The following is a 12,567-nucleotide window of genomic DNA, read 5'->3' as shown; positions in this document are numbered from 1 at the left end:
ACGCAAGCTGACACAGGCGCAATGCGAAGGAAGCCGATGATGAAAGACGACCGCCGCCATCCGTTTCGGGACAGTCAGACCGATATCGAAACTGCGCGGCATGTGCCCGACACACCCCAAACCCGCGCGCCCGCTTATAAACTGGCGTTCGCCGACAGTGACTTTCTGAACCGGTCCGAACTGCGCCCCGTCCGACTGCAGCTTGAGCTGTTGAAGCCCGAGATCATGCTGGACGAAGCAGGCGTGGAATCGACCATCGTTCTGTTCGGCGGCGCGCGCATTCCCGAACCCGCGAAAAAGGATCAGGCCCGCACCCAGACGCTGGCCGATCTATCCAGGCATTATGATGAGGCCCGCGAATTCGCGCGGCTGATGACGCTGAAATCCCTGAAAAGCGGCGGGCGCGAAAACGTCATCGTCACCGGCGGCGGCCCCGGCGTGATGGAGGCTGGAAATCGCGGCGCCGCCGATGCGGGTGGCAAGTCGATCGGGCTGAACATCGTCCTGCCGCACGAACAGGCGCCCAATGAATATGTCTCGCCCGAGCTATGCTTTAACTTCCACTACTTCGGTATCCGCAAAATGCACTTCCTGCTGCGGGCCAAGGCGATCTGCGTGTTCCCCGGCGGGTTCGGAACGCTGGATGAGCTGTTCGAAAGCCTGACCCTGATCCAGACGGGCCGGATGGCGGCTGTGCCCTTTTTGCTGTTCGGCGAGGCCTTCTGGAAACGCATCGTGAACTGGGATGCACTGGCCGACGCCGGCACGATCTCAGAGAAGGATCTGCAGCTGTTCCGCTTTGTCGAAACGGCAGACCAGGCCATCCGCGAAATCGAAAACTGGACCGGCGCGGGTCAGAAACGCACCGACATTCCGGGCCGGTAAGGGCAGGGTGGCAGGCGACAAACCTGCATCAGACCGTCTTGCATGTTTTGACCGCCTGTCAGACAGTGCCATTTATTGAGCGCAGGTCTTATTATGACGGAGCCAGACGCAGTGTTCTTGAACTACCAACTGCCCGATCCAGCCAGCATGATAAAAACGTCGGCCGCTGACAAAGTGGGGATCGCGCATGGCATCCACGCAGCGTTAGAGCCGGGTCACGGCAAAATCCAGATTGACACACGCGATCATCTGTTGATCAAGTTCACAGTGTCAGACCCGCCGTCCGCCTGGATGGAACTGGCGATCCACCTTGACGGCAAACAATGGACAAAGTGTCATCGGATATCGCTGAAATACAGCGCGGCTTGTCCTGATGGCACTGCCGAAATCCGCCCAGCCATGCGCATGCTATACGCAGAAGGGTTTCACGACCAATTCGCTGAAAGCCATGATATCTGCACAGAGGATCCCACCGACTTTGCAACCGATTTTCTTTTGTCGCCGCGATTTATGGCTGACGCAGTAGGCCTGGCGCTTCACCTTTTCTTTGACCCGCAAGACACCCGTTTTCAGCTTTTCAACCTTTCCATGACAGGCATAAAATGAAATAGTCATGGCATTGCAGCCCCGATTTATTGTCTTTCCGGAAAGTGTTAAGGACCGATCTATGAAGTTCTCGTGTATCATGACGACGTTCAACGACGGTGCGCTGATCCGACAATCCATTCACTCAATTCTGAATCAGACCCATGCGGATTTCGAACTGCTGGTTATTGATGATGGGTCGTCTAACGACACCAAGACCATTCTGGCCGACTTCGATGACCCACGCATTCAGGTCATTCCGCAGGCGAATGATGGCTTGTCCTCGGCCAGAAATCGCGGCCTTCATCTGGCCCGGGGCGACTATATCTGCTTTATCGACGCCGATGATACGCGCGCGCCGTGGTCTTTTGCGGATGCAGCCCGAACGATCGACGAAACCGGGGCCGACCTGATTTTGGTCAATGGCGCAATGATCCAGCAACGGGCGCAAATCCAACCCTTTATGGATCAGCCGACCTATCAGGGGGTCATGCGCGAAAAGCACGGCAGCGGTGACATGCCGCTGGCGGCGCTCAAGGCCTGGGCCGCAGCCTACGAGCCGCAATCGGCAAACAAATTCATCTCACGCGATATTATCCAGCGGGGGCAGCTACGCTTTCCGAACGACCATTTCTTCGAAGATATCCTGTTCCACAATATGGCAATTGCCCATGCCAACCGGATCGAATTTCTACAGTCCGACAGCTTTACTTACTTTCAGCGGCAATATCGAAACCAGCTAACCGGCTCAAACGGTCAGATACGTTTCGACATCATCGGAACCGCCGGTGTTCTGTTTCAACTGTTCGAAGCCCATCGCGATTTTCACAATGCAGGCCAACGGGGCGCGCTGACACTGGGGGCGCTGCGCCTTCTACGATGGTGTGAAGGTCAGATATCGCATTATCATCGCGATGCGTATCGGACCGCCCTTCGCGAAATGCTCAGATCAATCCACTCACTGTTCTTCGTCATAGACAAATCAACGCCTGATCCGCGTGGGGATCGTGATGATCTGTCTGCTTATGTCAAACAGGTGTTGGCATGACGCTTCTTTCCAAATTGATAAAGGGCGCACCGCCGGGCACCGACGCGCAGCCCGATCAGGTCACGTCGTCCTACACTGTGTTCGGCCAGATGATCGACCTGGCCCATGCGAATGACCGCGTTGAAGCCGAACGCTATCTTGATGATCTGAACCAGATATATCAGCCTTTTCTGGCTTCACGCGTTATTCCTGTGGCAGGTATCTGTCTGGATATCGGCGCCGATGCGGGCTGGTTTGCCATTCCATTTGCTGCAGCTTTTCCAAAGTGGCATGTGATATGTCTGGAAGCCGACCCAAGTGCTTTTGACCTGCTTCGCCAAAACGTCAGCCAGGCAGGGCTGGACAACATAACATGCATCAATGCCGCGCTGCATCCTGATGCGCCGCCTCTTGATCTGCCTGCCCGCGACAAAGCCGGAACAGACATCTCTGACGACCTGTTGGCCTCATTGACCCAAACCGAAACGGCCGTGTTTCAGCGATTACTTTCCCTGGGCAGCCGGCTGGCGCCTGCGCCGTCGAACAACGTACCAAAGGATCACGCCGTGTCGCGCCCGGCACTGCCATTAAGTGCGCTACGTGCGATCGCGCCCGACCTGATCAAACTGGATGCCCCCGGGTGCGAGGCCGCGATCGGTCAGGCCCTGCAGACAGAACCGGTGGGCTTTGTCGTTGGGCGTCTTCATGCAAATGTGCCCTCGGTCATGTTCACACCGGCCAAAGACGCGGTACCGCGGGAACATTACCTTGTTCATGGCGAACATGCGCTGCGCCGTGATTATGAAGACAACTTCGACAGTCGCGTATCGCGTCTTGATATCGTTGTTGCGATGTACAACGCAAAGACGTTCATTCAGGAATGCGTCGATAGCCTTCTGGCGGATGGCTGTCCGGACATTCGTGTCATTGTCGTCGACGACGGATCGACCGATGGATCGGCTGAATTCGTCCGGGACCTTTACGGCGACAACGACCGCGTCAAACTGGTGCAAAAGGCAAATGGCGGGTGCGCCTCGGCCCGTAACTTCGGGCGATACCATTCGGATGTGACACATATCGCTTTTGTCGATGCCGATGACCGTGTCGACCCTGATCTGTTCAGCGCCCTGCTCGAGGCCGCGCGCTATACCGGTGCCTATGTTGTCGAAGGCGGTTTCAAAACCTTTACCGTCGATGACCAGGGCGCAGATGTTTTTGAACCCAGTTACGAGGCGAAATATTACACGCAGCCCGGTCATCACTATCTGGGCGATTATGACTATGACTGGGTCGACGGCACACAGATCATGATCGGCCAACCCACGATCTGGCGTCGCGTGCATCGCCGTGATTTTCTGGACCGCAAGGACATCTGGTTTCCCGAACACGTTCGTGCCTTTGACGATCAGATGTTTCAATTGCTTGTGGGGCAATACGCAACCGCCATCGCGCATGTGCATGGTATCCACTATCACTACCGCCAGCACCCCGCCCAGGATATCAAGCAGGGCGATGAGAGGCATTTCTACAGCTTCAACATGTTCCGAAATATCTTTCTGCGCGCCCTTGATGAAGGTTGGAATGATATTCTGCCAACCGTTGGTTCACTGATCAACACGATGCATTGGTCCTATAGCGGTCTACGGGACGACCTGAAACCGGTCTACGCGGAAGCCGCAGCCGAATTTCTGGTGACGGTCCAGAAAACATTTGGCGATGTTCTGGACGCAGACCATATCAACCGAACCGGTATTCAGGGCTTGGACGCGCTAGTACAACATAAGCTGGCCAGCATGGAAAACACGCCGATCAGCCATGGCATGATGCGGCTGGAAAGCTGGCGCTGGCAGCCTGAATTCATCCGCATGATGCAAAGCCTTGATCAGAAAACACATCCCTGAATGACCGTCCATTACGTCGTCCCCGTGAAAGAGCACCTGACATGACAACCAGAAAGCTGTTTTTGCATATCGGCACGGAAAAAACGGCCAGCACATCAATCCAGGAATTTGTCTATGCCAATCGTCAAAATCTGCAGGACAACGGGATCGGTCTTTGCGACGGTATGGATGCGCCCAACAACCAGAAACTGGTCGCATATTTTCAAACGCACATCGACGATTACCTAAAAGATCATCGCGTTCTGGATCAGGCAACAAAAGACGCCTTTTTCGATGGCTTTCTGGACAATGTGCGGTCCGAGATCGAGACAAGGCTTCATCAGACGCCATCCTTGTTGATCACGTCCGAACATTTCCATTCCCGCCTCAGGGACACGCAGTCAATCGTGCAATTGAGCGAGTTCCTATCACCCCTTTTTGATCAGATCACAGTGATCTGTTACATGCGCGAACAATCGGCTTTGGCAACCAGCTTTTACTCCACAATGATCAAAGCCGGCGCAACGGTGCAATATGGGACGTATCTCAACCATATTCAGGCCGACGATCATTACTATAATTATGATATCTTTCTGGATAAATGGCGTGTGGCTTTCGGTGCTGAAAACATGGTGGTTCGATTGTTCGATCCATTGCACCTCAAAAACGGAAACATTTTGTACGACATTCTGCATCAGATTGATAGCGGACTTGACCCGAACGCTTTAGAACAGCCTCAGAAAAAGGCAAACCTGTCGCTTGGTCCGATCGGGCTGGAAATGGGGCGCAAGCTGAACACCATCTATCCGCGCTATAATCAGGATGGCACGCAAAACCATCTGCGCTGGGAACTGATGAAGGCCTTATCTCAGTCCCGGCTTGGCACCGCGGGCAAACTGCAAAATCCAATGGCCCAGACGCTTTATCAGATGTTCGCCCCATCAAACCGAAAAGTCGCACAAGACTACTTCGGACAGGACGGCGACCTTTTCCCGCCGGTTCCGGCACCGGATGCAACCACAGCGACGTTCCAAACCGACGAGGACCTGGCGCAAGCCTTGTCAGAATTTCTGCAAGACACATTCGGGTCTGTCATACGTCACAGGGTACTCAAACAGTCACATGGCGTTCAACTGCGCGAAACGGCTGAACGCTTGATGGATATCTCTGCTCCGCCCGATGCTATTGAACAAATCCTGATGATCGCCCAGATCATCAATCCGGGCGGTCCCATCATCAAAAAACGCCTTGAGGAAATACGTCGGCGGATGTGATCTTGCTGAACCTCTAAAACAAAAACCGCCCGGGTAGGCGGCCTTGTTAGTCCAGGTATTCAGTATCGGTCCAGATCAACCACCAAATGTTGCAATGTATGCAATCAGATTAGCGCGGTCTTCGGCGTCTGCCATGCCGCGATAGCCCATGGATGTACCGGGCGCATATTCACGCGGGGCTTCGATAAAGCCGCTTAAATTTTCAGGCGTCCAGTCGCCCTCCATGCTTGCCAATGTGCTGGAATAGCTGAAACCATCAACAGCCCCCTTGTCACGGCCCACAACACCGAACAGATGTGGTCCTGCGCCATTTGCACCGTCTTCCAGCTTGTGACAGGCGCTGCACTGGCGCCACAAACGCTCACCCCGACCCGGATCGGCAGCCGCATAAAGTTCGGCAAAGGGAACCTCTTCTTCGACTTCCGCGACCTCTTCCACACCAGTATCAATGACATAGCCTTGCGCGTGATCGTCGCCGTGCCCGCCGGTGTGATACAGCTCTTCGGCCAACCACGCACCCAACAGGAAAACCAGAAGCGTTCCGCAAAACCCACCCAAAACCTTCGTAAACGTCATTGTGTCGAACATGTCGCGTTCCATTATTGCCGTCGTGCTGGCGCTCTATATGCGCTTCCACATATAATGTGCAAGGTGTACTTACCGCGACGAAACGACCAATTTGACTGAAAGTTCCGGATAAGACACACATGACCAATCGGATTGCATTTCAGGGCGAACCTGGCGCCTATTCCCACCAGGCGTGTCACAACGCTCGCCCTGAAATGGAGGCTGTGCCCTGCCGCACATTCGAAGACGCCATCGAAATGGTGCGCAAGGGTGACGCCGATCTGGCAATGCTGCCCGTCGAAAACTCAACCTATGGCCGTGTGGCCGATATTCACCAGCTGCTGCCCGACAGCGGCCTGCATATCATCGACGAAGCCTTCGTCCGCGTGCACATCAACCTGCTGGGCGTCAAGGGCGCGCAACTGCATCACATCAAAAAGGCCATGAGCCACACGGTACTGCTGGGCCAGTGCCGCGATTTCCTGCGCGACCATGGCATCCAGCCCGTCACCGGGGCCGATACGGCCGGGTCGGCCAAACTGGTGGCCGATCAGGGCGAATTGGCAATGGGCGCGCTGGCCTCGGAACTGGCTGGTGAAATCTACGGCCTGGACCTGCTGGCCCGTCATATCGAGGATCATGATAAAAACACCACGCGCTTTCTGATCATGTCACGCGACATAGACCTGACGCGGCGCGGCGATGCGGGCATGATGACCAGCTTTGTCTTCCGCGTCCGCAACATCCCGGCGGCCCTTTACAAAGCGATGGGCGGCTTTGCCACAAACGGCGTCAACATGACCAAGCTGGAAAGCTATATGGTGGGTGGCCAATTCACCGCGACCCAGTTCTACGCCGATATCGAGGGCCACCCTGACGACCGCCACGTCCAACTGGCGCTGGAAGAGCTGGACTACTTCACCGACCACTTCGAACTTCTGGGCGTCTACCCCGCCGACCGCCAGCGATAACTCTACCCCGCGGCCGTTGAGGCGAAACCCAACGGCCCAGCCCGAAGCATGCTATACCGAGTCTTGCCAGTATTGTTTGTCCATTCAGCGGGACAAAGTTGCCGTTTGCTGCAATTGCTTGAATGGCCCCTTCTGAGGTTGTCGCCCCAAGACTAACTCTTGTTAACCGCCTCCGCTAAAACGCCGAAGGTGTCCTATCGGATAGCGGAATTAATAGGAAGCAAGTGAATGTTCCAAAAAATATCTGCCGTTCGTCAGAACAACCATTGTAGGTATATGAGTCCTTAATTGTTGATTTGGGCGCAGTGATTTGCTTACACTTTAATGGTGAATGATCGCAAGTGGCAGCCTAAGCTGGGGCAAGCAAATTGAACGACAACTTAGCGGAAGACTTTGGCAAGTACGTTGTAGCCGCAGGCGATGCCCTTTTAGAAGCTATGTTTATATACGACCTATCGACTGCTGCCGATAAAATGATGGCTTTCGATTGTGTTGGGGAAAACAACGATGCTTGGAAAGTAGGTCCTTTTCTCAGCGCTGGCGCAAACGAAGTTCAGATAGATCGATCGCGCCCTTATTGCTTAGCGATTAGCAAAGAGACATCGGTCTCGATATCTTTAGTCTTGGGGCCAGAGCCTAAAGTTGGCAAGAATGGTGGCGTTCAGCTATCGCATGACAGTAGTTCAAACGAATTTGGCAAGGCTGAAAGGATAGTCTCGAAACTGATAATTATCGAACAATTTGAGATATTTAAAGACTTTTGGGTAAGGTATGATGGCCCATACAACTCCAAACAGGCAAAGAAGTGGGAAGATCGAACAGACGCTGACGTACTTGAGCGCCTTAAGCTATTGACCGATAGAAGAAACGAGCTTGTTCATAATGATCAGTGTACTCCGCCAAATATTAGGGAAGCCGTGGAATTTTATCTGGGACTTCGGATTGTTTCAGAAAGACTGTCTGATGCCGAACCCTATGCGCAAAAAGCCTTGGCACACCTCATGAAATAAAGGAGATGTGAACGCTTCTCGAGCAGGTTAAATCATCTTAAGCTGGCATTCGCACAAATCACAGCATTCGCAACTCTGGGCTCATCGCCGACATCCGCCTTTTCTTACCCAAACCTTAACGCTGCAAACTTTGCAAAGTTTTCGATTCGATTTTTGTAAAGTTGCAAAGTTTAGCGCCGTGCGGTGCGATTTATGAGATGTTAATGGCTTCGGGAAATAGTTAATTTGGGTCGAATATTATTAAACTCTATCGCTCCCGTGCGCGTTGACATGAAACTTATCCACAGGGTGATTTCGGCCAAAATCCGTGGGAATCATGAAATCACCGCAAATCCCGCGAAAAATGTGTAAATTGCACATTTGAATTTTCCCGTTTGGCGGAAAATGTGCAGATTGCACATTTATTTTTAGCTTAAAATCGATACGCACGGCGGGTTAACTTTTATGACGTTGCGTTTCCATACGACGTGCACCGTCAGAATGACGCCCCATCCTATCGTAAAGGGGACGTCATCAAGCTAAAATCATTCAATTACAAGCGTTTACGCTGCCTCATCCGTCAGCATCTTGTAAATCTCATCCTTCAGCGTCATCCGCTGTTTGCGCAGCTCGGTGATACGGAAATCGTCCATCGGTTCGATGTTCGTCTCGGCCCGGTGCAGCACGCCGTTGACCTCGTGATACTCAGCCGCCAGCTTTGCGAAATGCGCGTTTGATTGCTTTAACTCACTGATTTTATCAGCAAATTCCGGAAAATCTTCGGCAAGCTCGTGCGGGGTGTGTGACATCTGAAAAACTCCCTTGGATGGTTATGGTCATACACTAGGCCCACAGAACGCCGGCCACTTTGACCTTGGTCAAATTCAGACCTTTGTTTCGTTCGCAATCGGCGTGACAACGCGTCTCTTCAGTTGCGCTTCACGGAACGTAATGAACACCACTGACCCCAAAATCACGGTCCCGCCCAGGATTGTCCAGACATCGATGCCTTCGGAAAAAACGAAGTATCCCAATAGGCTAGCCCAAACCAGCTGTAAAAAAGTCACCGGTTGCGTGACTGTTAGCGGCGCCGCCACAAAGGCCAGCGTCATGGTGTAATGCCCTGCCGTCGCGAAACAGGCCACCAGAAACAGCCACCCCAATTGTTCCCACGTCGGCGTCACCCAAACCACCGCCGCAAAAGGCGCCAGTCCGATCGTCACCGTGACCGATAACATCCCCACGATCACCGCCGCGCTGACCTCGCCTGACATCTGTTTGGCAATCAAATAGCCCGCCGCGAAAAACAGCGCCGTGAACAGCATCGCGACATGGCCCGGCTCAACCTCTCGAAACCCAGGACGCAGGATGATCAGCGCCCCGATCAGGGCCACGCCCACCGCAATGATCCGGCGCGCCGCCAGCCGTTCCCCTAAAAAAAGTGCAGCGCCCAGAGTGACATAGACCGGCGACAGGTAGTTCATCGCCGTCACCTCGGCTATCGTGATATCGGTCATGGCAAAGAACCACAGCATGACCGCGACCGTGTGCACCACGCCCCGGATGCCGAACAGCTTGACCTGCCGCAGGTCCAGCCGCGCCCGCAAGATCGGGCGGATCATCGGTATGATAAAGACCAGGCCCAGAAGATATCTTAGAAACGCCGCCTGTGCCGGTGGAACATCGTCGCCCACGTATTTCACAATGGCTGTCACGGCCACGAACATCAGTCCGGTGACGACCATCCAGAATACGCCGATCAAAGGTCTTGATGGGGCCTGCTTCATGCGCCGACATGACCGGAATTCCGAAGGCGGCGCAAGTCACTCTAGCAAAAGAAGTTTTGCGGCAATCCCCCACATGATCAGCCCGATCAGCACATCCAGAATGCGCCACGCTGTGGCCCTTGCGAAAATCGGCGCCAATAGCGCTGATCCATAGCCCAGCCCGAAAAACCAGACGAAGCTGGCGATCATCGCCCCCGCGGCAAAGACTGTTGCGTCGGGGTATTGCGAAGACAACGACCCCAACAGGATCACGGTATCCAGATAAACATGTGGATTCAGCCATGTCAGCGCCAGACAGGTCGCCAAAGCGGCGCCAAGCGATGTTGCGGACTGCTCGGTCGCTGTCAGGGTCTGTCCGCCCCGCCAAGCAGCCCGCAAGCTGATCGCGCCGTAAGCCAGCAAAAAGGCAGCCCCGCCATATCGTGCGACAGTGACGATCCAGGGTAAGGTTTCAGCCAATACACCAAACCCCGCGACCCCGGCCGCAATCAGGATCGCATCAGACAGCGCACATGTCAGGCAAATCGCGAAAACATGCGACCTGCGCAAGCCATGTCGCAGCACAAAGGCATTCTGCGCGCCGATTGCCACGATCAGGCTTAGCCCAAGTCCAAAACCAGGCAAAAACGAAGTAAGCATTTGTAATCCTTTTGATCTTGCCCGATTGACTATTTGCCTTATCCGCATTACTCAAATTAATCTTTCTAAGACAAATTAAGTAAAACTGATGCTTGACTATTCTCAGCTAGAGGCCTTGGCCGCCGTAGCAAAAACCGGCAGCTTTGATCAGGCCGCGGCCGAGCTTTCTGTCACGCCTTCAGCCATTTCTCAGCGGATCAAGGCGCTTGAGGAACGGGCTGGCGCAGTCTTGATCGTCAGAGGTCAGCCCTGCCAACCGACACAAATTGGTGCGCGGCTGATCCGTCATTTCGATGACGTCATGGTGTTGGAACATACATTGGCCGGTGACATCGGACCGATTTCCGACAAAAGCTTCACGACCCTGAAGATTGCCGTGAATGCTGACAGTCTGGCAACCTGGTTTCTGCCGCCGCTGTCCAGAATGACCGGTTTTCTGTTTGATTTGGTGATTGATGATCAGGATCATTCGGCCGACCTGCTTCGTTGTGGCCAGGTTATTGCCGCGATCACCAGCCGCGCCGAACCGGTTCAGGGCTGCAACAGCCATCCGCTTGGCGCGCTGCGGTATTCAGCAACGGCAACCCCGGATTTCATGTTAAAATGGTTGCCCCACGGGGCGACACCGGACGCGCTAAAGCACGCACCCACCATCACATTCAGTCCGAAAGACCGTCTGCAAGTCGACTGGATCAGGAAAACGGCAAACACCCAGATCACGCCGCCCACTCATATGATGGCAGGATCAAATGCCTTTGTCGAAGCGGCCTGCCTTGGTCTGGGCTGGTGCATGAACCCTGATGTGCTGATTCAGGACCATCTGAAGCGTGGGACGTTGAGGCGGCTGAATGACACACCATTGGACACGCCGCTTTACTGGCAGGTCAGTCGGCACGTCTTGCAAGCGCTGGCCCCCCTGACCAAAGAGATTTTGAAAGAGGCCCGCGATAAACTGGTTCAGTCCGCGGGTTAACCGTCGGCAAACCGTGTTGAATGCAGGAAATCCACCGAGGTTTTGCGCAGCGCGGCATCCAGATCAGCCATGCTGATCGGCAGTCCCAGATCAACCAGACTGGTCACACCGTGCTGTTTGATGCCACAGGGCACAATTCCGTCAAAATGGCTTAGGTCTGGATCGACATTGATCGAGATACCGTGAAAACTGACCCACTTGCTCAAACGGATGCCGATCGCCGCAATCTTGTCTTCCTGCTGTGTCCCATCGGGCATCCGCGGCTTATCCGGCCGTTCGACCCAGACGCCCACACGGCCGTCACGAATGTGCCCCTGCACGTTGAATTCGGCCAGAGTATCGATCACCCAACACTCAAGATCCTGTACAAAACGGCGCACGTCACGACCGCGTTTGGCGACATCAAGCATCACGTAAATCACCCGCTGACCTGGCCCGTGATAGGTATACTGCCCGCCGCGACGGGTTTGGTGAACGGGAAAGCGGTCGGGGTCCTTCAGATCTGCAGGATCAGCGCTGGTGCCCGCCGTATAAAGGGCGGGATGTTCCAGCAGCCAGATCGCCTCATTCGCAGTGCCGTTTGCAATGGCGGTCGCGCGGGTCTCCATCAACTCGACAGCGTCGGCGTACCCCGTCAAACCATCCGAAACGATCCATTCCACCATGACACACGTCCTTTCCACCCTTTTCATGGCGCGCTGACCACAACTTGTCAAAGAGGTGTTTTTCCATCTTCACAAGGCGCCCGGACTGATCTATATCGCGCTACCTGTCAGACATATGCGGTCGTGGCGGAATTGGTAGACGCGCAGCGTTGAGGTCGCTGTGGGGTAACACCCGTGGGGGTTCGAGTCCCCCCGACCGCACCATTTCACATTTTTCTTTCAACTCTCTCAAAAACCTAAAGATTACAGAGGTTTGCGGAGTTCGAAACCCGTTTTCCTTGCTGTAGGCCAATGGTGCTTTAAATGCGGTTCTAAGTACCGTTTT

13 protein-coding genes and 1 tRNA gene are annotated in these 12,567 nt (G+C 54.3%); 9 read left to right on the top strand and 5 right to left on the bottom strand.

Annotated elements, in window-relative coordinates:
• Positions 1–36: 36 nt before the first annotated feature.
• The 5 genes from H7848_RS16985 (at position 37) to H7848_RS16965 (ending at position 5,651) form a co-directional block, all read left to right on the top strand.
• Positions 37–885, top strand: a complete 849-nt coding sequence (locus H7848_RS16985) for an LOG family protein (protein ID WP_208353903.1) — start codon at positions 37–39, stop codon at positions 883–885.
• 93 nt (positions 886–978) lie between these two features.
• The gene (locus tag H7848_RS16980; protein WP_208353902.1) at positions 979–1,491 is read left to right on the top strand and encodes a hypothetical protein; all 513 of its coding nucleotides are present in this window, start codon (positions 979–981) and stop codon (positions 1,489–1,491) included.
• A 61-nt stretch (positions 1,492–1,552) separates the two neighbouring features.
• A complete protein-coding gene (locus tag H7848_RS16975) occupies positions 1,553–2,518 on the top strand; it encodes a glycosyltransferase family 2 protein (protein WP_208353900.1) in 966 nt (321 codons plus the stop codon).
• Positions 2,515–4,398, top strand: coding sequence for an FkbM family methyltransferase (locus H7848_RS16970; RefSeq protein WP_208353899.1), 1,884 nt, complete (start codon positions 2,515–2,517; stop codon positions 4,396–4,398). The genes H7848_RS16975 and H7848_RS16970 overlap by 4 nt, the downstream gene beginning before the upstream one ends.
• 41 nt (positions 4,399–4,439) lie before the next feature.
• Complete coding sequence (locus tag H7848_RS16965; protein ID WP_208353898.1) at positions 4,440–5,651, top strand: hypothetical protein; 1,212 nt, start codon at positions 4,440–4,442, stop codon at positions 5,649–5,651.
• Positions 5,652–5,726: 75 nt separating this feature from the next.
• Here the strand turns inward: H7848_RS16965 and H7848_RS16960 are convergent, their stop codons facing one another.
• The gene (locus tag H7848_RS16960) at positions 5,727–6,251 is read right to left on the bottom strand and encodes a c-type cytochrome (protein WP_237072822.1); all 525 of its coding nucleotides are present in this window, start codon (positions 6,249–6,251) and stop codon (positions 5,727–5,729) included.
• Between the two features lie 107 nt (positions 6,252–6,358).
• Between H7848_RS16960 and H7848_RS16955 the strand changes: the two genes are divergently transcribed.
• A complete protein-coding gene (locus tag H7848_RS16955) occupies positions 6,359–7,189 on the top strand; it encodes a prephenate dehydratase (protein ID WP_208353897.1) in 831 nt (276 codons plus the stop codon).
• Positions 7,190–7,557: 368 nt separating this feature from the next.
• On the top strand, positions 7,558–8,199 hold the full coding sequence (locus tag H7848_RS16950; protein WP_208353896.1) for a hypothetical protein: 642 nt from the start codon (positions 7,558–7,560) through the stop codon (positions 8,197–8,199).
• Positions 8,200–8,741: 542 nt separating this feature from the next.
• Here the strand turns inward: H7848_RS16950 and H7848_RS16945 are convergent.
• The 3 genes from H7848_RS16945 to H7848_RS16935 form a co-directional block, all read right to left on the bottom strand.
• Positions 8,742–8,987 (bottom strand): HP1242/YdcH family protein, encoded by a 246-nt coding sequence (locus tag H7848_RS16945; RefSeq protein WP_208353894.1) that lies wholly within the window; start codon positions 8,985–8,987, stop codon positions 8,742–8,744.
• A gap of 75 nt (positions 8,988–9,062) precedes the next feature.
• A complete protein-coding gene (locus H7848_RS16940; RefSeq protein WP_208353892.1) occupies positions 9,063–9,965 on the bottom strand; it encodes a DMT family transporter in 903 nt (300 codons plus the stop codon).
• A 36-nt stretch (positions 9,966–10,001) separates the two neighbouring features.
• The gene (locus H7848_RS16935) at positions 10,002–10,604 is read right to left on the bottom strand and encodes a LysE/ArgO family amino acid transporter (RefSeq protein WP_208353890.1); all 603 of its coding nucleotides are present in this window, start codon (positions 10,602–10,604) and stop codon (positions 10,002–10,004) included.
• 88 nt (positions 10,605–10,692) lie between these two features.
• Between H7848_RS16935 and H7848_RS16930 the strand changes: the two genes are divergently transcribed.
• Positions 10,693–11,577, top strand: coding sequence for a LysR family transcriptional regulator ArgP (locus H7848_RS16930; protein ID WP_336512144.1), 885 nt, complete (start codon positions 10,693–10,695; stop codon positions 11,575–11,577).
• On the opposite strand, the gene lipB is transcribed toward H7848_RS16930, so the two are convergent.
• Positions 11,574–12,269 carry a lipoyl(octanoyl) transferase LipB gene (gene lipB, locus H7848_RS16925; RefSeq protein WP_208353887.1) on the bottom strand — a complete coding sequence of 232 codons (696 nt, stop codon included), beginning with the start codon at positions 12,267–12,269 and terminating at the stop codon, positions 11,574–11,576. The genes H7848_RS16930 and lipB overlap by 4 nt on opposite strands.
• A gap of 90 nt (positions 12,270–12,359) precedes the next feature.
• Here lipB and H7848_RS16920 point away from each other — a divergent pair.
• A tRNA-Leu gene (locus H7848_RS16920) sits at positions 12,360–12,446 on the top strand.
• Positions 12,447–12,567: the final 121 nt, after the last annotated feature.

This window comes from Pseudaestuariivita rosea (assembly GCF_017592335.1).
GTDB lineage: Bacteria > Pseudomonadota > Alphaproteobacteria > Rhodobacterales > Rhodobacteraceae > Parasulfitobacter > Parasulfitobacter rosea.
The sequence above is the reverse complement of the archived record's forward strand: the minus strand, read 5'-3'. Positions and strand labels throughout refer to the sequence as shown.

What these genes read in the sequence shown, in the direction of transcription:
- H7848_RS16985 (WP_208353903.1), top strand. Translation starts at nt 37, where the DNA reads ATGATGAAAGACGACCGCCGCCATCCGTTTCGGGACAGTCAGACCGAT.
- H7848_RS16980 (WP_208353902.1), top strand. Translation starts at nt 979, where the DNA reads ATGACGGAGCCAGACGCAGTGTTCTTGAACTACCAACTGCCCGATCCA.
- H7848_RS16975 (WP_208353900.1), top strand. Translation starts at nt 1,553, where the DNA reads ATGAAGTTCTCGTGTATCATGACGACGTTCAACGACGGTGCGCTGATC.
- H7848_RS16970 (WP_208353899.1), top strand. Translation starts at nt 2,515, where the DNA reads ATGACGCTTCTTTCCAAATTGATAAAGGGCGCACCGCCGGGCACCGAC.
- H7848_RS16965 (WP_208353898.1), top strand. Translation starts at nt 4,440, where the DNA reads ATGACAACCAGAAAGCTGTTTTTGCATATCGGCACGGAAAAAACGGCC.
- H7848_RS16960 (WP_237072822.1), bottom strand. Translation starts at nt 6,251, where the DNA reads ATGGAACGCGACATGTTCGACACAATGACGTTTACGAAGGTTTTGGGT.
- H7848_RS16955 (WP_208353897.1), top strand. Translation starts at nt 6,359, where the DNA reads ATGACCAATCGGATTGCATTTCAGGGCGAACCTGGCGCCTATTCCCAC.
- H7848_RS16945 (WP_208353894.1), bottom strand. Translation starts at nt 8,987, where the DNA reads ATGTCACACACCCCGCACGAGCTTGCCGAAGATTTTCCGGAATTTGCT.
- H7848_RS16940 (WP_208353892.1), bottom strand. Translation starts at nt 9,965, where the DNA reads ATGAAGCAGGCCCCATCAAGACCTTTGATCGGCGTATTCTGGATGGTC.
- H7848_RS16935 (WP_208353890.1), bottom strand. Translation starts at nt 10,604, where the DNA reads ATGCTTACTTCGTTTTTGCCTGGTTTTGGACTTGGGCTAAGCCTGATC.
- H7848_RS16930 (WP_336512144.1), top strand. Translation starts at nt 10,693, where the DNA reads ATGCTTGACTATTCTCAGCTAGAGGCCTTGGCCGCCGTAGCAAAAACC.
- lipB (WP_208353887.1), bottom strand. Translation starts at nt 12,269, where the DNA reads ATGAAAAGGGTGGAAAGGACGTGTGTCATGGTGGAATGGATCGTTTCG.